Here is a 19682-nt window from a genome sequence, read left to right as displayed (position 1 = left end):
ACTTCGTGCATCTTGTGAACGTGGGCATAGTGATAACCGCGGCCCCACTGGCGATAGTCTTCCTCGACCCAGTACGGGGCGCGCTTGAAATCGCGCAGAGTGCCGTCTTCGTTTTGCCAGATAGCGGGCATTAGATTACACCCCCCCACTGATCTGCAATCGCAGCGGCTATGCCAGGAAAGGTGGCCGACCTATCACGCTTCCTGGTCGGAGAAGGCGGCATCTTCCATATACGCGGTTCTCTGCCCTCGACAATCTGAGTGGGAGAAAGCTCGGGTAAACCGTGTCGAGCGAAGCCAGTTTTCTTCGTTTCACCGTGGCCGAACTGCCACGGCTGAATATATTGAACGCCTGGAAGATGCGGGAATATGACACTTGCGGGATTTTCTAGTGCCACGCGATCCGAATAGGAGAGCGCCAGCTCCCAAAGCGCAATCGTCCAAGCCACTGCCTGCTTGCGCTTTGAGTGAAGAGGCATGCCCTGCCCATACCAACGATTACCGCTCAGCGCCATTGCAGTGCAATCAGGGTGAAGCACAATTAACGACCACCTAGAAATAGGAATGACGTCGAATATATCTGCCTGGAAATGCCAGCCAGGGTTGCCCCTGGTAGGCTGAACATCGCAGGAATATGCTTCTATACCCTTATCGCGAAACGCTTTGGTCAGTACCTGACTCTCTTCACAACCAACAAGAACAGGGCAAGTCATCAGAATCGCACCTGGCGCGAGCGAAGAAAAAAGGCCCACGCCCCGAAAGCGGCAAACACCGCCCAGATACTAGAGGCTACAGAGACAAGAGCGTGGGGCCATGAGAAGCCGGAAACGTGCGCTGAGGCGACGAGAAATACAGGGCAGCAAAAAAGGAAGAAAACGTGCAAAGCCGCCCTATCGCCCTTTGTAAGCCTTTGTGATCTATCCATTGACCCAATCCGTATTATTGTCACCCGACATATTTACAGGTGACAATATTCACGCCTGACATATATGTCAAGTGACAAAGTTGATTATTTTCGCTTTTCAGCTGAATATATTCACAGGCGACAACATCAGAGGCAGTAAAAATGAAGTCAAAGTACTGGATAGAACAGGCTATGGAAAAAAGCGGGCTCAGAGGTTACGAGCTGGCCGAAAAAATCCAGATGACACAGGGCGCGCTCAGTAACCACAAAAATGGAAAGCGACATACTCTTGACGACGAGCAGTGCATTCTAATTGCTGAATTTGTTGGTATCAGCGCTGACAAGATAATTGCCGACCAGCACGCTGAAAGAGCAGAAAGCGAAGTGGTTAAAAACTATTGGCTAAAGTTCGCGGGAGCTGCGGCATCAATTCTGAGCGTTAGCGCCCTGCTCCCGGCCTTATCAACAGCGCCGCAATATATATTATGTTAAATAAGGTATTTGCATGAAAACGAGAGGTTGGCATTTGCGACCCCTTGTTATGGCGGGCTTTTAGCTTTTAACCACAGCTCGCCTTCATCGTCGGTTTTGTTTGAAATCGTTACCGTCGTGCTCACTTACCTGTGTACTGTGGTTGCCGCCGTTCTATCCAGGCATGAAGGCCTTCTTTGCAGTCGCCGGTGCTGGCCATGCGAGCAAACTGTTGTTTTTCGATCTCAAGGCCTTCGCCTATGGTGGTATTGATGCCGCGTGTAACGGCCGAGAGTATACGCGCCGCCGCAAGTGGTGAATGGCGCAGAATGCGCTCGGCCATCTGCATGGCGCTGCTTAATATTTGTTCATGGGGCACGACGCTATTTACCAGGCCGATTTCATAGGCTCGCTGCGCTGAAAATTGGTCTCCGGTTAGCAGCAGTTCTAGTGCGCGTTTTCTTCCTGCCAGCCTAGGTAGGCGCTGGGTGCCACCAAAGGTCGGTGGAATGCCGATATTAATCTCCGGTTTGGCGAAGACGGCTCGTTCGCTGGCAATCGCTAAGTGAGCGGCCTCGGTAATTTCGCAGCCACCACCAAAGGCGATGCCATTTACGGCGACGATAATAGGCTTGGGAAATGACTCCAGCCTTGCCGTCATGCGCTGGCCACGGTTAACGAATGCTTTTACAGCGATATCGGTGCCTTGCTCAATGCTCTGTGTGAATTCATGAATGTCGCCGCCAGCAGAAAAGGCTCTGTCCCCTGCCCCAGTGAGAATTACGGCAGCAATGCTGGGGTCATCTTCTATCTGGTCGAGCAGGCGTAGTAGGCGATCATTTGTGGCGTAATTCAGTGCATTTAATTTTTCTGGCCGGTTTAAGGTCAGCAGTGCGACCGCGCCCTGTTGCTCAAATAATACGGTACTGTCCATCGTCGTTTCCTCGTTGTGAATGGGATGTTAAAGACCTTGTTCACGAGGATAGGAGTGGCGTAACATTTAGTACACTCACTATACGGTATACCTAATGACGAAAGCCAAGGGCGACACCAAAGATAAGATTGTGCAGGCGGCCAATACTTTGTTTTACCTGCTGGGCGTGAAGGCGACGAGTGTTGATGCAATCGCCGACAAGGCGGGGGTTACCAAACGCACGGTGTACTACCACTTTGCCAGCAAGGATGACTTGATAGCGGCGTATTTACGCTCGCGGGACCAACAGAATTTAGCTGCTTATCAGCAGGCGTTCGCCGAGCAAGATGGGGAAGTCACCGACAAGGTAGCAGCGATATTTGCCAATGTGGCCAGGGCGACCAGCCACCCAAAATGGCGCGGCTGCGGTTTTCAGCGCACAGCCGGAGAGCTGGCGAACAAACCGGGGCACCCGGCGATGAAAGCCGCATCTTGGCATAAAAAGAATGTGGAGCAATGGTTAACTGAGGCCTTTAGCGCCGCAGGGCTGGCCACGCCGGCGCTTACCGCAAGGCAAGTGTTTTTACTTCTGGAAGGCGCTCTGTCAAGTATGTTGATCCACCATGACCCTGCCTACATTACCGACGCGGGTCAGGCCGCAGCAGCCCTTGTCGCACAAAACGCACTAGAGGCTAACAGAATAGAGGCTAAGTAGAGGGCCCGCTTGTGTCGTACCTAAATTTGGTCGAGACTAGCTGCCTGATTTTAGGGTGCCTGTGTTGTTGATCCGACTGTTTGGCCTGTTATTGATATGTATGTGGTCTGGCGCTGCAGTAGCGGCGCCGCTGCGTATTGCTGTGGCCGCGAATTTCGCTCCCACACTGGAGAAGCTCGCCGCTCATTACGCGACCTTGGGTGGAGTGTCACCTGAGCTTGTTCGCGGTTCGTCGGGCAAGCTATACGCACAAATTCGCCAAGGTGCGCCCTTCGATATGTTTTTCTCGGCTGATATCGCCCGCCCGAAAGCGCTGGAGGAAAGCGGCTTCGTCATCGATGGCAGCCGCCAGGACTATGCGCGTGGCCGCTTAGTGCTGTGGCCGGTAAAAAAAGATGGGCAGCGTGAACTGGCAGCATTTCACTATTCGCGCTTTGCCATTGCCAATCCGCGTTTGGCCCCTTACGGGCGAGCAGCACAAGATGTTTTGCGGCATTTGAAGCTAGAAAAAGCGGCGGCAAAACGACTGGTAGTCGGTGAAAATATCGCCCAGGCCTACCAATTTGTGCATTCCAAAAATGCGGACGCGGGCCTGTTAGCGCGCGCCCAGATGCCCCCCTCGTCCACCGATTATTGGTTAATTCCCGATGACTGGCACCGGCCGATCAGGCAGCAGCGAGTGGTGCTAACTCGCTGTGACGATATTGAGGCAGCCCGGGCGTTTCTGATGTTTTTACAAACCGATGTTGCTAAGCAGATCATTCGTAACGATGGTTATCAGCTGCCCACACTGGAGGGCGCAGAATGATTGGGTTCGATAGCCAGGATATGACCGCGCTTTTACTTACCCTGAAATTGGCACTGGTCGTCACTGTTTTACTGTTGGTGATTTCGACACCGCTGGCGTGGTGGCTAAGCCGCAGCCGCTCTTGGTTGCGCGCTCCGGTAGCGGCGCTGATCACCCTGCCATTGATACTACCGCCTACAGTGCTTGGCTTTTATTTGCTCCTGGCAATGGGGCCGGACGGGCCCATAGGCTACCTGAGCGAGCGTATGGGGATGGGGAGCCTGGCGTTCAGCTTTACGGGCTTGGTGATTGGCTCCTTGTTTTATTCGCTGCCCTTTGTGGTACAGCCCATACAAAACGCAATGGAAAGCATGGGCGAGCGCCCTTTTGAAGTGGCCTCCACCTTGCGTGCCGGCCCGATTGACCGTTTCTTCACGGTGTTATTACCGTTGTGCCGAACGGGGTTTATCACCGCGGCGGTGCTGGGTTTTGCCCACACGCTGGGTGAGTTTGGTGTGGTGCTGATGATTGGCGGCAATATTCCGGGTGAAACCCAGGTGCTCTCGGTGCAGCTGTATGAACATGTGGAAGCCCTCGACTACCCCCGTGCGCATCGCCTCGCCGCGCTGATGTTGGCGCTATCCTTTATTACCATGCTACTGCTGCATGGGCTTCGCAGCCGCAAGCGCTCAGCAAAAGTATTGGGTTTCTAGCCGTGGTAAAGCAGCTTTCAGGTCATTTTAGATTGGCGTTTCCCGGCGACAAGTTCGCGCTTGATGCCGAGTTCTCGCTGCCAATGGACCGTGTTACGGCGATATTTGGTCCTTCCGGCTCCGGGAAAACAACGTTGCTGCGCTGCATCGCAGGCTTACAGCGCGCTCGCGGCGAGTTGTTTTTTGGCGACGCTTGCTGGCAGCAAGGGCGCCACTGCCTACCCTGCCACCGCCGGCCGATCGCCTACGTTTTTCAAGAGGCGAGCTTGTTTCCACACCTCAGTGTGGCGGGCAACCTCCGCTATGCTCAGCGGCGTGCAGCGCCCCAGGCGCCGGCATTGGAAGAAGTGGTGGGCTTGTTGGACCTTGCCGCATTGATGTCGCACCGGCCAGATCAGTTATCAGGGGGAGAACGCCAGCGTGTGGCGATTGCGCGAGCGCTGTTAATCGGCCCAGAGTTGCTGCTGATGGACGAGCCCTTATCCGGCCTGGATGACCGCAGAAAAGCCGAGATATTGCCCTATCTGGAAACACTCTGCCGCGCGTCGAATATTCCTATTCTGTATGTCAGCCACTCTGTTGATGAGGTGTGCCGCCTCGCTGATACTCTGCTAATGCTGGAAAACGGCAAAGTCAGCCACTACGGGCCAATGGAAGAGCTGCTCATGCAGCAGGTGATCGCCCGACCGGGCAGCGCGGATGTGTCGGCGGTACTGCGTGCCAGGGTGAACCGCATTGATGAGCAATGGCAACTCGCGGAATTGGCCTTTAATGGGGGTGCACTTTGGGTACAACACAACGATGAAGCCTTAGGGAGCGAGCAGCGCCTGCGTATTCGGGCGCAGGACGTGAGTATTAGCCTGTCGGCCCACGGCGACAGCAGTATTTTGAATGTGCTGCCCTGCTCGATAACGGCAATCAGTGATGAGGCGGTAGGCGCCATGCAGGTACTAACATTGCAGCTGGGTAGCGAGCGCCTATTGGCGAGGCTCACCCGGCGAAGTATCGACCACTTGGGCTTAACCGTGGGTATGTCGGTCTTTGCACAAATTAAGTCGGTGGCGATCATTCGCTAGGTGACAGGCATTTGGCGGGGCTGAGTTAGGGGGTTGTCATGTTCTCCTCACCCCAAAATGCCTTCATTGCACAGATTTTTCCGTCGTCATTAAAGGTGAATTGGTCGATGACTTCCAGGCGCATTTCGCCGTTGCCGGGGTTGAGTTCTACCACAAAGGGAAACACTGCATGGTTAGCGGCTAAGCGCACCGCGCCCTCTAATCTTGCAGAAATGCCGGAACTAAATGCGGTCTTGTAGAATCCTAGAATAGCGTCCTTACCGCGAATGACATCTCCACCGACTGGGTCTTCCACGGTAGCGTTGTCATCAAAAAGTGCGTCAATTGCGCCGAGGTCGTGCTCAGTCAGTGCCTTGATATATGTTTCAACGGCTGTCACTTTAGGGTTTTTACTCACAATTGCGGGCTCCATCAGTTAGCCTAAGTGGATATTTTCAGTGTAACGCGGTATACCGATACGGGAAATCCGCTGATAGGAAATCACCGGAAAATTAGTCGTAAGGCTGAACCACAGCGGAAAAACACAGGTAATTTATGCTTTTTACTCAACATCGTTCGTCGCGCACCCTTTTCGCTAGCGTTTCACTCTTCTTTTTATTCTTGCTGTCGCCCGCCCATGCGCTGACCGACTTAGAACCCAGCAAAGAGCATCGCAAGGCGATTCGCGACATGCTCAACCAACTCAATAGCAGCCACTATGTAAAATTGGCGGTTGATGACGCCTCATCGTCGCGTTTGTTGGATGCCTACCTCAATGACCTGGACCCTAATCGACAGTTTTTACTCGCCGAGGACATTGCCAGTTTTCAGCAATACCGCGACCGCCTGGACGATGAACTGAAAAAAGGTCGCCTGGATACAGGTTTTCTGATTTTTAACCGCTATCGTCAACGTATCGTGAGCCGTTTGGAGCGCAGCCTAGACGATCTGGAAAAAACCGTTGCAGCGATGGATTTCAGTGTCGACGAGAGCTTTTTGCTGGACCGCTCCGAACAGCCCTGGCCAAAAAATCAGACCGAAGCTGATGAGATTTGGCGCAAGCAACTGAAAAATCGTGTTCTCGGTTTAAAGCTGGCGGGCAAAGAAGATAAAGCCATCGTTGAGTTACTGGAGAAGCGTTTCCGCAATCAGGTGAAACGCCTGACTCAGCTCGAGGCGGAAGACGCCTTTCAAATCTACGCGAACGCGCTCGCGTCGCTGTATGACCCCCACACCGATTACTTTTCGCCAAGGCTGTCGGAAAACTTCCAGATTAATATGAGCCTGAAGCTCGAGGGGATCGGCGCTGTTCTGCAAATGGAAGACGACTACACCAAGATCGTGCGACTGGTGCCTGCCGGCCCTGCCGATAAACAGGGTGAGTTGCAGCCTGCAGACCGTATTGTCGGTGTTGCCCAGGGCAAGAAGGGTGATATGCAGGATGTAATTGGCTGGCGCCTGGACGATGTTGTCGACCTGATTCGCGGCCCGAAGGGATCGGTTGTGCGCTTAGAGGTTATTCCTGCGCTGGCGCATAGCGACGAAGAGCGCAAGGAAATTGTGATCGAGCGCAACGAGGTGAAGCTCGAAGAGCAAAGTGCCAAGGGAGAGATCCTTGATATTGAAGATGCCTCGGGCAAGGTTAGAAAGATTGGGGTTATCGATATCCCCACCTTTTACTTGGATTTTGACGCCTTCCGCATGGGTGACCCAGACTTCCGCAGCACCACCCGCGATGTGCATCGCATCTTAGGTGAACTACTGGCTGAGGGCGCGGAAGGTATTGTGATCGACCTGCGTGACAATGGCGGCGGCTCGCTTGCCGAGGCCAACGGTTTGGTGGGCCTGTTCATTGAATCGGGGCCGACGGTGCAGATACGCCAGTCCAATTCCCGGGTGATTCGCGAAGGTAAGCGCCGCAGCTCGCCCTACTACACCGGCCCGCTGGCGGTATTGATCAACCGCATGAGCGCATCTGCGTCGGAGATTTTCGCCGGTGCCATTCAGGACTACCAGCGCGGTATTGTGATCGGTACCCAGTCTTTCGGTAAGGGAACGGTGCAGTCGGTAAACCCGCTGAGTCACGGTCAGTTAAAAATGACCGAGTCGAAGTTTTACCGCATTTCGGGTGACAGCACCCAAAACCGCGGCGTGATTCCCGATATCAGTTTCCCTCCCCTCTACGATTCCGAGCAGATTGGCGAGAGCATTCTCGACAATGCGATGGCGTGGGACCGCATCGCGCGCGCTCGCCACAGCTATTATTACGACCTGCGCAGCGGTCTGGATAAATTGGAAAAACGCCACGAGGAGCGCGTTGCTAAAGACCCTGATTTTCGGTTTTTGAAAGAGCAATTAGCGGCAATAGAAAAATATCGCGACAGAAAGTACCTGTCGCTGAATATTGCCAAGCGTAAAAAAGAGCGCGAAGAGCAAAAAGCCCTGCAGCTGGCGATGGAAAACCGCCGTCGTGTGGCCAAGGGTGAAAAGCCCTTGGATGTGCTGAAAGATGACGAGCTCGATACCCCGGATGATCTGTTGATCAGCCCGGATACCGAGGCGGAGAATGAGGGTGAAGAGAAAGACAAACGCCCTGACCCGCTGCTAAATGAGGCCGGCCATATTCTGGTGGACGCGATTCCCGCGTTCCAGCAGGAAAGACTCGCCGGGCGGCCCTAAAAAGGGCCTTCCCTTGAAGGCCAGCTTATCGGCTGGCCTCGCGCATGGTCACAAACTCTTCAGCGACCGTGGGGTGAATGCCAATAGTGGCGTCGAAAACGGCTTTGGTTGCCCCCGCCTTTATCGCCACTGCAAAGCCCTGGATTAACTCGCCGGCATCATCTCCGAGCATATGAACGCCGACAACGCGGTCTGAGGCTTTATCGACGATCAGCTTCAAAAATACCTTTGACGGATTCTCAGTGAGGGTGTGTTTCAGGTGTTTGAAATGCGACGTAAACACGCTGATATCGCCAAATTTCTCCCGCGCTTGTTCCTCGCTGTAGCCAACCGTTCCAATATTGGGTTGGCAGAAGATCGCGGTGGGAATGTATTCGTAGTCCATCGCCTGGTCAATGCCGCCATAGAGTCGCCGAGCGAGATTCATTCCTTCGGCGAGCGCCACAGGCGTCAGTTCCATGCCACCGATGACATCACCCAGTGCGTAAATACTGGGCGCCGCCGTTTGGAAGGTGTCCGACACGGCAATAAAGCCCTGCTCGTTGAGTGCAACCCGGGTGTTTTCGAGCCCAAGTCCCTCGAGTAGCGGCTGGCGCCCGGTGGCATAAAGCACAGCGCCGGTATTCAGCACGCCGCCGCTCTCCAGCTGAAGCTGCAAGCCGTCGGCGGTTTTCTCGATTGCAGTGACGTTTTCATTGAAACGCAGTTCGATGCCGCGCTGGCGCATTTCCTCTGCAAGGTGGCCGCGTATTTCCTCATCAAAGCCACGCAGAAACAGCGAGCGACGGTAAATTTGTGTGACCTTAACCCCCAGGCCGTTGAGGATGCCGGCAAATTCGGTGGCAATATAGCCTCCGCCCACTACCGTGGCATGCTTGGGAAGCTCATCGAGATAAAACAGCTCATTGGAGCTAATGGCGTGCTCTTTCCCCGGCACATCGGGGATATAGGGCCAGCCCCCAACAGCAATAAGAATCCGTTCGGCGCGATAGTGTTTGCCGTTCACGTCCACTGTATGCTCGTCGACAAAGCGCGCGTGACCGTTGATCAGGTCAACATTGGCATTTTTGAGAATATTGCCGTAGATGCCATTCAAACGCTCAATTTCGCGGGTTTTATTGTCGCGCAGGCGCGGCCAGTCGATCGGGCCGTGCGAAACATCCCACCCAAAGCTGGCGGCATCGTGGAAGTTCTCGGTGAAGTGGGCCGCATAGCTAAACAGTTTTTTAGGCACGCAGCCGACATTAACGCAGGTGCCACCCAGATAACGGGCTTCGGCCACGGCCACTCGGGCGCCCATCGACGCTGACATTCTCGCCGCGCGAACACCGCCGCTACCGGCACCAATGACAAACAGATCGTAATCAAACTGACTCACAAAACCTCCGAATCAAGTGAATATGGCATTGGGACTCGCCGCAGCGACCGATGTTACAAACTTGGCGACGCGAGATCGTAGTGCTCGTACCAGGCCAGTTTTTCTCGCAAGCTGACCACTTCGCCAACAATAATCAGCGTGGGGGCTTTAACGGGATTTTTTGCCACTTCCTCAACCATGGTTGCCAAGGTGGCTACCACGACCTTTTGATGGCGCGTGGTGCCCTGTTGCACCAGAGCGATTGGTGTATCGGCGCTTCGACCGTGGGCGATGAGCTGCTCGCAGATCACCGGCAGGCCAACCAGGCCCATGTAAAAAACGATCGTTTGGTGGCCATGAACCAGCTCGGCCCAGGGCAGGTTGATGCTGTTATCTTTCAAATGGCCGGTAACAAAACGCACTGACTGCGCGTAGTCGCGGTGGGTCAACGGTATACCGGCATAGCTCGCACAACCAGCCGCAGCAGTTACGCCTGGCACAACCTGAAAAGGGATCGATTCGTTTGCCAGCTGCTCAATTTCCTCACCGCCGCGCCCAAAAATAAAGGGGTCACCGCCTTTTAAGCGAGCGACTTTTCGGCCCTGCTTGGCGTGTTCAACCAACAAGGCGTTGATGTCTTGCTGGGGCACCGCATGATTCGAGCGCGCTTTGCCCACGAAAATACGCTCGGCATCTTTGCGGCACAACTCGACGATTTCCGGTGCGACCAAGCGGTCGTACAGCACAACATCCGCGCGCTGTAATAGCCGCAGCGCCTTAAACGTCATTAAGTCGGGGTCGCCGGGCCCAGCACCAATAAGGTATACCTCGCCGCCAGGACGAAGCTCTGCCTCATTGATCAATTTGCTGAGCATTTCGCCGGCCGCTTGTTCTTGCCCGGCATAGACCATCTCCGCCACAGGCCCCTGGAGCGTTTGCTCCCAGAAGTCACGGCGATCTTCTATGTCGTCAAAACGGGCTTTAACGGCGTCGCGAAATTGTCCGACCAAACCGGCTAGTCGCCCGTAAGCGGCGGGAATGCTCGATTCCAACCGCGAGCGAATCATCCGGGCCAGCACCGGGCTTTTACCGCCACTGCTCACTGCCACCACGATGGGCGAACGATCGATAATTGCCGGCAAAATAAAGCTGCACAGCGGCGGGTTATCCACCACATTTACCGGAATATTGCGCGCGTTGCAGTCCCGCGACACTTGCTCATTGAGGGCTTGGTCATCGGTGGCGGCGATGACTAAAAACACGCCATCCAGGTAATCCAAGCGGTAATCCGCGTGCAAACATTGCCCCGATTCACGGGCAAGCTGTTCCAGCTCAGGGGCAATATCCGGGGCGACAACGCGCAGTATCGCTCCTGCTTTACTGAGAAGCCGGGCTTTGCGCAAGGCGACTTCGCCACCGCCCACCAGCAAACAGGTCTTACCGTCGAGTTTGGTGAACAGCGGCAAAAAGTCCATCAGCCAAGTTCCTCAGCGCTGAGTTGCTCAATATTGCCCATATAGGGCTGCAATACACTCGGTATGGCCACCGAGCCGTCGGCGCGCTGGTAATTTTCCAGTATGGCGACCAGTGTTCGCCCCACTGCCAGCCCTGAGCCGTTCAGGGTGTGGAGCAGCTCAGGTTTACCGGTTTCGGGGTTGCGCCAGCGGGCCATCATACGGCGCGCCTGGAAGTCGCCGAAATTACTGCAAGAGGAGATCTCCCGGTAGGTGTTTTGGGCCGGTAGCCACACTTCCAGGTCGTAGGTTTTTTGCGCGGAAAAGCCAAGATCACCACCGCAGAGCAAGACCTTGCGGTAAGGCAGCTCCAGCTTTTGCAAAATGGCTTCGGCGTGCCCTGTCAGGGTTTCCAGCGCTTGGGCAGAATCGCCGGGCTTAACGAACTGCACCAGCTCCACTTTTTCAAACTGGTGCTGGCGAATCATTCCGCGGGTATCACGGCCGTAGCTGCCCGCCTCTGAGCGGAAGCACGGTGTATGGGCGGTGAACTTTAAGCCCTCTCCCAGCTCGTCCGCTTCGACGATAACATCGCGCAGCATATTGGTAACCGGCACTTCCGCGGTGGGGATCAGGTAGTACTCAGATTCGCTGTTAAGGCGAAACAGGTCTTCTTCAAATTTAGGCAGCTGCCCGGTGCCGCGCAGTGAATCGCTGTTGACGATATAGGGCACGTAAACTTCTTGGTAGCCGTGCTCACCGGTGTGCGTGTTGAGCATAAACTGCGTGAGTGCGCGGTGCAGACGCGCCAAACCGCCGCGCATAATGGCAAAGCGACTGCCGGTAATTTTACTTGCGGTATCGAAATCCAGCCCACCGAGGTTGCCGCCGACATCCACGTGATCTTTAACATCGAAGTCGAACTGGCGCGGCTCGCCCCAGCGCGAAATCTCTACATTGGCGTCCTCGTCTGCACCTTCGGGCACTTCCTCTACCGGTACATTGGGTACAGCCATCAACACCGCGTCGAGTTCGTCGTTCGCAGCCTTGGCTTCATTTTTTACGCGCTCGAGGCTCGCTTCTATAGTTGCCAGGGTTTCATTTACCTTGGCTTTGGCCTCATCGACCGACAGGCCGCTCTTTACTAATTCGCCAATTTGCTTAGAGGCTTGTTTGCGCTGTGCAAGCAGCTCCTGACTTTCCACATCGGCTTGCTTGCGACGGGTATCGAGTTGTTGAAAATGCGCCACGTCGAAGTCGTAGGCCTTTTTCTTCAAGGCGGCTGCCACGGCGTCCGGGTCCTGGCGAAGCTGCTTGATATCCAACATTATATAAACTCTCCAAACCTTTGATATTTAAGCTATCTTGTAGCGATTATTCCTAGCCAGCAGGCCAGTACACATGTGGTAACAGTAGTGAGCATGTAGGCCAGCGCCAGCAGCGGTTTGCCCGCCTCCAACAGCGCCACAGACTCAAGGGAAAACGTGGAAAAGGTGGTGAAGGCACCAAAAAAGCCGACCATCAACACATAGCGCCAGTCGCTGTGCAAGGTGCTGCGCTCGGTAATCAGCACGTATACAACGCCAATGGCGGCGGAGCCGAGCACATTCACTGCAAAGGTTGCCACTGGCCATTGGCTCGCGGGTAGCACCTGGCAAAGCCGGCCAATACCGTAGCGACTCAGCGCGCCGCTGGCACCACCTAAGGCGATCAGTAGATATTGCAGCACGCGCTTTCCCTGTTGGTTAAAGCGGGCATTTTAGCAAGAACTGCGCTCACGGATAACGCTTATGCGGGCTTTGTGCATCCAGTTGCTGTAAATAACGCATTTTTTCAGCAATTTTTCGCTCCAAACCGCGGTCGACGGGTTGGTAGAAATGCTCACCGTGAAGGGCTTCCGGCAAATAGCTCTCCCCGGCGGCGTATGCGTCGGGCTCATCGTGGGCGTAGCGATAGCCCTCGCCAAAGCCCTGGGCTTTCATTAACTTGCTGGGCGCGTTGCGTAGGTGCATGGGCACATCGTGACTTGGGTCGCTGGCGATGCGTTTTTTTAAGGCGTTAAAGGCCGTATAGACAGCGTTACTCTTGGGCGCGGCAGCCAAATAGGCCACGGCTTGCGCCAGTGCCAACTCGCCTTCCGGACTGCCGAGGCGCTCTTGTACATCCCAGGCGTCAAGGCAGATCCTCAGGGCTCTGGGGTCGGCATTACCGATATCTTCGCTGGCCATCCGTACCAAGCGCCGCGCGACGTAAATAGGATCGCAGCCGCCGTCGAGCATGCGAATAAGCCAGTACAGAGCACCGTCGGGTGAACTGCCTCTTACCGACTTGTGCAAGGCGGAGATCTGCTCGTAAAACAGGTCGCCGCCTTTGTCGAAGCGCCGGGGTTGATGGCTCATTGCCTGCGAGACAGCGTCGGCGTCAATCGTTTGTTCGTCGCCCCGGTCGCGCATGATGTCCATTGCGAGCTCTAGCAGGTTAAGCGCTCGGCGCGCATCGCCGTCTGCCTGCAGAGCGAGCTCTGACAACAGTTCATCACTACACTGCCAGCCTTCCTCTTCACAGGCGTGGCGTAAAATTGCCAGCTGACTCTCGGCATCAAGCGCGTGAAGCGGGTACACCCGGGCGCGCGATAGCAGTGCGTTATTGATCTCGAAACTGGGGTTTTCGGTAGTGGCACCGACGAAAATTAGTGTTCCATCCTCCACATAGGGAAGAAAGGCATCTTGCTGGGCCTTGTTAAAACGGTGTACTTCATCGATAAACAAGACCGTCCGGCGACCGTACTGGCGCTCCCGCTTGGCCTCTTCAACGGCCTGACGTATATCCTTTACGCCCGCGAGTACCGCTGAGACCGTAATAAAGTGAGCGTCGCTATGCTGGGCGATCAATCTCGCCAGGGTGGTCTTGCCAACTCCCGGCGGCCCCCAAAAAATCATCGAGTGAAGCTGGCCAGAATCAAGCGCTGTGCGCAGCGCTTGGCCTTCAGCGAGCAAATGCGCCTGTCCGCGGTATTCAGCGAGTGATTGCGGGCGCATACGCGCCGCCAGCGGCGCGGGGTTACTCATGAGGGGGCATTGGTTTCAGAAAAGATGAAGGTGTCGTCAGCCAGCGGTACGTTGTAGCGCGGCTTGATAAATTTCACCTCTGTGTACTGTTCCAGGTTGTCGCGCATACTCATGCCGATAAGTTTGCCCTGGCGAAAGCGCATACTCATTTGGCTGAACATGCCGGGTTGTTTCGGCGTGAGAATAAACTCCCGCAGTGCACCCTGTTTGTTAAACCGCACATCAAACTGGCTTTCTAGCTGTTCAATGCTGGCGCCAATAATCATCGCCGGTGCTTCTGCCAGCTCCTCGCTAAATGGCTCGCTATTGAGCTGCTCCAAGTCGGCGTCGTAACGCCATAGCGTTACACCGTCGCTAATAAGTTGGTAGTGAAAAGGCTCACGGCTCTCCCAGCGAAGCTTGTTGGGTCGCTCTACCGCAAGTTCGCCGCGGGTGAGCTGCAAAACGTTGCCGCTTTCATCGCGAACCTCTTGCTCAAACTGGGCTTGCAGGGTTTCCAGAGAGGATAAGTGCAAGTGCAGTTGCGCAACATCACTGGCGTGTGTTGGCACCGCGAATATTACGCTAATAACGAGGGCCATAAAGGCGTTGTACATAAGAAGATCCTATTCGACCGGTGGCGGCGCCAGAACTTCTCTGCTGCCGTTGCTGGCCATCTCGGAGACCACACCTGCAGACTCCATGGTTTCTATCAATCGAGCAGCGCGATTGTAGCCAATGCGCAGTTTACGCTGCACAGAGGAGATCGACGCCCGACGGCTTTGGGTAACAAAGCGAACCGCTTCATCGTAGAGCGCATCGGCCTCACCGTCGTCATCGCCCCCTTCCGGGGCCATGCCTGGCATGGCATCGCTGCTGCTACCCTCCTCTAATAGACCATCGATATAGCGAGGTTCTCCCCGCTTTTTCCAATCGGCAACAACTCTGTGCACCTCATCATCACTACAGAAGGCGCCGTGCACCCGCACAGGCAGGCCGGAACCGGGTGGCAAGTACAACATGTCACCGTGGCCAAGCAGCTGCTCTGCACCACCTTGGTCAAGAATTGTGCGCGAATCGATTTTCGACGAAACCTGAAACGCAATCCGTGTGGGCACGTTGGCTTTGATCAAGCCGGTAATGACATCAACAGACGGGCGCTGGGTGGCAAGAATCAAATGAATACCCGCCGCACGGGCCTTTTGAGCAATTCGTGCGATAAGTTCTTCAACCTTTTTACCCACGATCATCATCATGTCAGCAAATTCGTCGATGACCACCACAATAGCGGGCAGCGGCTCAAGGTCGGGCGCGAGCGCCTCTTCAAGGCCGGGCTGGTAGTTCTCGTCTGGCACGAACAAGGGGTCTTTGATGGGTTCGCCGCTTTGGATGGCATCCTTGATCTTGCGGTTGAAGCCCGCCAGGTTCCGAACGCCCATTGCTGACATTAATTTGTAGCGCCGCTCCATTTCAGCAACACACCAGCGCAATCCGTTGGCGGCATCTTTCATATCGGTAATGACTGGCGTCAGCAGATGGGGAATGCCGTCGTAGACCGATAGCTCAAGCATCTTGGGGTCCACCAACAGCAGGCGAACTTCCTCCGGCGATGACTTGTACAGCAAGCTAAGCAGCATCGCGTTAACGCCGACCGATTTACCGGAACCCGTCGTACCGGCAACTAATAAGTGCGGCATCTTAGCGAGGTCGGCGCAAACCGGCTCTCCCGAGATGTCGTGCCCCAGGGCCAGCGTGAGTGCGGACTTAGAGGCCTCAAAAGCCTGAGAGGAAAGCACCTCGCGGAAGTTCACGATCTCGCGATCTTCATTGGGAATTTCTATGCCAACGTAGGGCTTGCCTGGAATAACCTCCACGACGCGCACACTGACGACTGCAAGTGATCTAGCAAGATCCTTAACCAAGTTGCTGATTTTACTTACTTTAACGCCTGCATCTGGCTCCAGTTCGAAGCGCGTAATTACCGGTCCCGGAAACACTGCGACAACCTTTGCTGAGACACCAAAATCCAACAGCTTAATTTCGAGCAGCCGCGACATCGCCTCCAGCGTCTCAGGAGAGAAGCCTTTGTCTGGGTGGTGTTCCGCCGGATCGAGTAGCGACAATGATGGCAAGCTGCCGGTGACAATGCCGTCAAACAGCGAAGTTTGACGCTCTTTCTCTACACGCGCCGATGGTGCGGCAGGCTTGGGCGGCGGCGCGATAGCCGGTGCAGTTCGGGTCTTTTGTATCTCGTTTTTCTTGGCCACCGACTCCTTGCGCTGTTGCTGCGCCTCGCGAGAGGCCTTGCGCTCTGCCCGCTGCTGGAGGAATTGGTAGTAGCGATCCTGAAGGCGCGCATAAAGCGTGAGCGTAATGCCCCCAAGACGGTCTATTAATTTCAGCCAGGACAGGTCGGTGAATACCGTCATTCCGAACAAAAAGATCGCCAATAGCAGCAGATGACTGCCGAAGTAACTGAAACCGGCGACGGTTGCGCTGCCGATGGCATCGCCCAGAACGCCCCCCGCACCGAATGGCAAGCCACTGTTGCCGTGATCTTCCGTGGCGGCCAGGCCGGTGCTGGCGATCATTACCAACACAAAACCGATGCAACGCAAGGCGAAGACAACAGAGTCGAAACCGTTGGCATGCAGGCGGTCGCGAAACAGTTGTATCGCCCGAAAGGCCAGCATGGCGGGAAAGAGATAGGCCATGTAGCCGAACAATGCATAAAACACATCGGCAAGCCAGGCGCCGACGGGGCCACCGGCGTTAGCGATATCTTCCCCACTGCCCGTTCTCGACCAACCGGGGTCGGCGGCGCTATAGCTGATTAGCGAGACAAAAATGTACAGGCAGGCCGCGACCAGAGCGATAAGCAGCCCTTCGCGCAAACGCAAATGCAGGGTGTCGCGGCCTTTGTCGGGAGTGTTGTTCTTTGACTTCGTGGTCTTTGCCAAGGGAAATCGGCTTCCTTCTTATCTTCGTAGCGATAAAACACTGCGCGGGCGCAAGCGAAGCGGTTGAAACCGCGAAATTTGGCCCAATATTAGCACTTCGAAGTGGCGTTTGTCGCCGTGTTAGCTTTTGCTGACCCCGGCCTTTTACCCTATGATAAGCGCCTAATCTCAGTCACCCGGGATGAGTACAAGTTCAATCCCCAAACACGGAATTCTGCCTTCATGAGCGACAGCCAACACCACCGTCTGATTATTCTTGGTTCCGGCCCTGCTGGATACACCGCCGCTGTATATGCTGCCCGCGCCAACCTCGACCCAGTGGTGATTACGGGTATGCAGCAGGGTGGACAGCTGACTACCACCACGGACGTCGACAACTGGCCCGGCGATCAAAACGGCGTTCAAGGCCCTGAACTGATGATGCGTATGCAGGAGCACGCCGAGCGCTTTGATACCAAAGTGTTGTTCGACCACATCGAAAGCGTGGACCTGAAGCAGCGCCCCTTCACGCTCACAGGCAGCAATACTTACACCTGTGATGCACTAATTATTGCAACGGGAGCCTCTGCTCAATACCTGGGGCTGCCCTCAGAAGAAGCCTTTATGGGCAAAGGCGTATCGGCATGTGCAACATGTGATGGCTTTTTCTACCGCGGCAAGAAAGTAGCCGTTATTGGCGGTGGTAATACCGCTGTTGAAGAGGCCTTATACCTGTCAAACATTGCCTCAGAGGTGACCTTAGTGCACCGCAGAGACGCGCTGCGTTCTGAAAAGATCCTGCAGGATAAAATTCTTGAGCGCGCTGAGAATGGCAACATCAATATTTTATGGAACCATACTCTCGATGAAGTCCTGGGCGATGATTCAGGGGTAACCGGCTTGCGTCTGGCCAGCACACAAGACGACAGTACTCAGGAAATTGACGTTGCCGGTGTGTTTATTGCGATCGGTCACAAACCCAATACCGGTATCTTCGAGGGGCAGCTGGATATGCACAACGGCTACCTGAAGATCGCCAGCGGCACAGAGGGCAACGCGACCCAAACCTCAGTAGAGGGCGTGTTCGCGGCGGGCGACGTGGCCGACCATATCTACCGTCAGGCGGTGACCTCTGCAGGCTTTGGCTGTATGGCGGCACTGGACGCTGAGCGCTATTTAGACAACCTCGCCTAAATACGGGCACGTTGCTGTGCCCAGCATTCCCTGGTTAAGCGAAAATTCGCTGCAATTCCCAGAGATTGACTCCGCGCTGGATGACCCCAACGGCCTGCTCGCCGTTGGCGGTGATCTCTCCCCTGCTCGCCTTTTGGAAGCCTACCGACAGGGGATTTTCCCTTGGTATGAAGACCCACAACCCATTTTGTGGTGGTCGCCACAACCGCGAGCAGTGCTTTTCCCCGAAAAGATCTATGTGAACAGAACGCTGCGCAAGCAGTTAAAGCGAGAGCGTTTTCGGATCACTGCCGATCAATGTTTTGGCGAAGTGCTGGATGCCTGCGCTGAACTGAGTCCAAAGCGCCCAGGCACATGGATCACCGCAAATATGCGGAAAGCCTATAAACAATTGCATGAACTCGGCTGGGCGCATTCCATCGAAGTTTGGCAGCAAGGAGAACTGGTTGGCGGCCTGTACGGCTTGGCATTGGGGCGAATGTTCTTTGGCGAGTCGATGTTCAGCCATCGCAGCAATGGTTCAAAACTCGCGCTGCTGGGGCTGTGCAAACAACTACAGCGATGGGGGTTTGAACTTATCGACTGCCAGGTCGGCAATGACTACCTTTACAGCATGGGCGCCGAAGACCTAGCGCGCGCAGACTTTAAATCGATGCTGGAGACCTTCGCCCAACCGACAGCCAGTGATGCGAGCCACTGGACGCTGGACGCAGACCTGCTAGATAGCTATGAATGACGACCGACAAATTAAGCTCTATGCCACGGCCCCTCACCCGTGCAGTTACTTTGATGACCGCGAGGCGCAGACCCTGTTTGTAGACCCAGCCTGCGACGTTGGCTCTCCCCTTTATACTCGCCTGTCCCAAGCCGGCTTTCGGCGCAGTGGCAGCCACTATTACCGGCCAAATTGCGACGGTTGCAACGCCTGCATTGCCAGCCGGGTTCCTGTCGCCGACTTCAGCTTGAGTCGCAATCAGCGGCGGCAAATCGCCCGCAACAAAGACCTGGATTACTACTGGCGTGAATCGTTAGATGCTGAGGCCTACCCGCTGTATGAACGCTACATCAACGAGCGTCACCGCGATGGCGATATGTACCCCGCGTCGCGCGAACAGTTCGACAGCTTTATTGCCGACAGCCGTCAGGACACGACTTACCTGCATATATACCATCAACGTCAGCTGCTAGCGGTCAGTGTATGCGACCAGATGGGGGACGGGCTGTCGGCGATATACACGTTTTATGCGCCAGAAGCGCAACGTCGCAGCCTCGGCAAGCTGGCGGTCCTGCATATGATCGAAACCTGCCGGCAGCGACAACTACCCTATTTATATCTCGGTTATTGGATACGAGACTGCCAAAAAATGCGCTACAAAATTGATTATCGCCCCTTGGAGCTGCTTATGAGTCAGCGCTGGGTGCGATTGAATTGATCACAAATTGCCTAATCCCGCT

Annotated in this window: 19 protein-coding genes; 9 read left to right on the top strand and 10 right to left on the bottom strand. The window is 55.2% G+C overall.

Annotated elements, in window-relative coordinates; genetic code table 11:
* Nucleotides 1-130: 130 nt before the first annotated feature.
* The gene (locus B3K78_RS02880) at nucleotides 131-712 is read right to left on the bottom strand and encodes a hypothetical protein (protein ID WP_286694231.1); all 582 of its coding nucleotides are present in this window, start codon (nucleotides 710-712) and stop codon (nucleotides 131-133) included.
* Nucleotides 713-1065: 353 nt separating this feature from the next.
* On the opposite strand from B3K78_RS02880, the gene B3K78_RS02875 reads away from it, so the two are divergent.
* Nucleotides 1066-1395 carry a helix-turn-helix domain-containing protein gene (locus B3K78_RS02875; protein ID WP_286694230.1) on the top strand — a complete coding sequence of 110 codons (330 nt, stop codon included), beginning with the start codon at nucleotides 1066-1068 and terminating at the stop codon, nucleotides 1393-1395.
* Nucleotides 1396-1516: 121 nt separating this feature from the next.
* Here B3K78_RS02875 and B3K78_RS02870 read toward each other — a convergent pair whose 3' ends face one another.
* Nucleotides 1517-2308: a crotonase/enoyl-CoA hydratase family protein gene (locus B3K78_RS02870; protein ID WP_286694229.1), complete on the bottom strand. Its 792-nt coding sequence runs from the start codon at nucleotides 2306-2308 to the stop codon at nucleotides 1517-1519.
* A 94-nt stretch (nucleotides 2309-2402) separates the two neighbouring features.
* Here B3K78_RS02870 and B3K78_RS02865 point away from each other — a divergent pair, with 94 nt between their 5' ends.
* From B3K78_RS02865 to modC, 4 genes are all read left to right on the top strand, one after another.
* On the top strand, nucleotides 2403-3002 hold the full coding sequence (locus B3K78_RS02865; protein WP_286694228.1) for a TetR/AcrR family transcriptional regulator: 600 nt from the start codon (nucleotides 2403-2405) through the stop codon (nucleotides 3000-3002).
* 64 nt (nucleotides 3003-3066) lie between these two features.
* On the top strand, nucleotides 3067-3810 hold the full coding sequence (modA, locus tag B3K78_RS02860; RefSeq protein ID WP_286694227.1) for a molybdate ABC transporter substrate-binding protein: 744 nt from the start codon (nucleotides 3067-3069) through the stop codon (nucleotides 3808-3810).
* The gene (gene modB / locus B3K78_RS02855; RefSeq protein ID WP_286694226.1) at nucleotides 3807-4502 is read left to right on the top strand and encodes a molybdate ABC transporter permease subunit; all 696 of its coding nucleotides are present in this window, start codon (nucleotides 3807-3809) and stop codon (nucleotides 4500-4502) included. Before modA ends, modB begins: the two co-directional genes overlap by 4 nt.
* Before the next feature lie 32 nt (nucleotides 4503-4534).
* Nucleotides 4535-5578 carry a molybdenum ABC transporter ATP-binding protein gene (gene modC / locus B3K78_RS02850; protein ID WP_286694225.1) on the top strand — a complete coding sequence of 348 codons (1044 nt, stop codon included), beginning with the start codon at nucleotides 4535-4537 and terminating at the stop codon, nucleotides 5576-5578.
* A gap of 25 nt (nucleotides 5579-5603) precedes the next feature.
* Here modC and B3K78_RS02845 read toward each other — a convergent pair whose 3' ends face one another.
* The gene (locus B3K78_RS02845) at nucleotides 5604-5975 is read right to left on the bottom strand and encodes a nuclear transport factor 2 family protein (protein WP_286694224.1); all 372 of its coding nucleotides are present in this window, start codon (nucleotides 5973-5975) and stop codon (nucleotides 5604-5606) included.
* A 137-nt stretch (nucleotides 5976-6112) separates the two neighbouring features.
* Between B3K78_RS02845 and B3K78_RS02840 the strand changes: the two genes are divergently transcribed.
* The gene (locus B3K78_RS02840) at nucleotides 6113-8236 is read left to right on the top strand and encodes a carboxy terminal-processing peptidase (protein ID WP_286694223.1); all 2124 of its coding nucleotides are present in this window, start codon (nucleotides 6113-6115) and stop codon (nucleotides 8234-8236) included.
* Nucleotides 8237-8261: 25 nt separating this feature from the next.
* Here B3K78_RS02840 and gorA read toward each other — a convergent pair whose 3' ends face one another.
* From gorA to B3K78_RS02805, 7 genes are read right to left on the bottom strand one after another with little or no spacing between them, the layout of a single operon-like run.
* Entirely contained in the window at nucleotides 8262-9614 is a 1353-nt protein-coding gene (gorA, locus tag B3K78_RS02835) for a glutathione-disulfide reductase (protein ID WP_286694222.1), read from the bottom strand.
* Between the two features lie 53 nt (nucleotides 9615-9667).
* On the bottom strand, nucleotides 9668-11068 hold the full coding sequence (cysG, locus tag B3K78_RS02830; protein WP_204995378.1) for a siroheme synthase CysG: 1401 nt from the start codon (nucleotides 11066-11068) through the stop codon (nucleotides 9668-9670).
* On the bottom strand, nucleotides 11068-12375 hold the full coding sequence (serS, locus tag B3K78_RS02825) for a serine--tRNA ligase (protein WP_286694221.1): 1308 nt from the start codon (nucleotides 12373-12375) through the stop codon (nucleotides 11068-11070). The genes cysG and serS overlap by 1 nt, the downstream gene beginning before the upstream one ends.
* Before the next feature lie 32 nt (nucleotides 12376-12407).
* Nucleotides 12408-12776, bottom strand: coding sequence for a fluoride efflux transporter CrcB (gene crcB / locus B3K78_RS02820; protein ID WP_027872497.1), 369 nt, complete (start codon nucleotides 12774-12776; stop codon nucleotides 12408-12410).
* A gap of 46 nt (nucleotides 12777-12822) precedes the next feature.
* Nucleotides 12823-14115, bottom strand: a complete 1293-nt coding sequence (locus tag B3K78_RS02815) for a replication-associated recombination protein A (protein WP_286694220.1) — start codon at nucleotides 14113-14115, stop codon at nucleotides 12823-12825.
* Nucleotides 14112-14711, bottom strand: coding sequence for an outer membrane lipoprotein periplasmic chaperone LolA (gene lolA / locus B3K78_RS02810; protein ID WP_286694219.1), 600 nt, complete (start codon nucleotides 14709-14711; stop codon nucleotides 14112-14114). Before lolA ends, B3K78_RS02815 begins: the two co-directional genes overlap by 4 nt.
* Before the next feature lie 9 nt (nucleotides 14712-14720).
* The gene (locus B3K78_RS02805; protein WP_414711277.1) at nucleotides 14721-17054 is read right to left on the bottom strand and encodes a DNA translocase FtsK; all 2334 of its coding nucleotides are present in this window, start codon (nucleotides 17052-17054) and stop codon (nucleotides 14721-14723) included.
* A 222-nt stretch (nucleotides 17055-17276) separates the two neighbouring features.
* Here B3K78_RS02805 and trxB point away from each other — a divergent pair, with 222 nt between their 5' ends.
* The 3 genes from trxB to B3K78_RS02790 are packed head-to-tail and all read left to right on the top strand — an operon-like array spanning nucleotide 17277 to nucleotide 19660.
* Nucleotides 17277-18227, top strand: a complete 951-nt coding sequence (gene trxB / locus B3K78_RS02800; protein WP_027872501.1) for a thioredoxin-disulfide reductase — start codon at nucleotides 17277-17279, stop codon at nucleotides 18225-18227.
* A gap of 16 nt (nucleotides 18228-18243) precedes the next feature.
* Nucleotides 18244-18963, top strand: a complete 720-nt coding sequence (aat, locus tag B3K78_RS02795; RefSeq protein ID WP_204995383.1) for a leucyl/phenylalanyl-tRNA--protein transferase — start codon at nucleotides 18244-18246, stop codon at nucleotides 18961-18963.
* Nucleotides 18956-19660 carry an arginyltransferase gene (locus B3K78_RS02790; RefSeq protein ID WP_204995384.1) on the top strand — a complete coding sequence of 235 codons (705 nt, stop codon included), beginning with the start codon at nucleotides 18956-18958 and terminating at the stop codon, nucleotides 19658-19660. The genes aat and B3K78_RS02790 overlap by 8 nt, the downstream gene beginning before the upstream one ends.
* The last annotated feature ends 22 nt before the right edge of the window (nucleotides 19661-19682 follow it).

It is taken from the genome of Spongiibacter sp. UBA1325 (genome assembly GCF_002306875.1).
In the GTDB taxonomy this organism is placed as follows: domain Bacteria; phylum Pseudomonadota; class Gammaproteobacteria; order Pseudomonadales; family Spongiibacteraceae; genus Spongiibacter; species Spongiibacter marinus.
The sequence above is the reverse complement of the archived record's forward strand: the minus strand, read 5'-3'. Positions and strand labels throughout refer to the sequence as shown.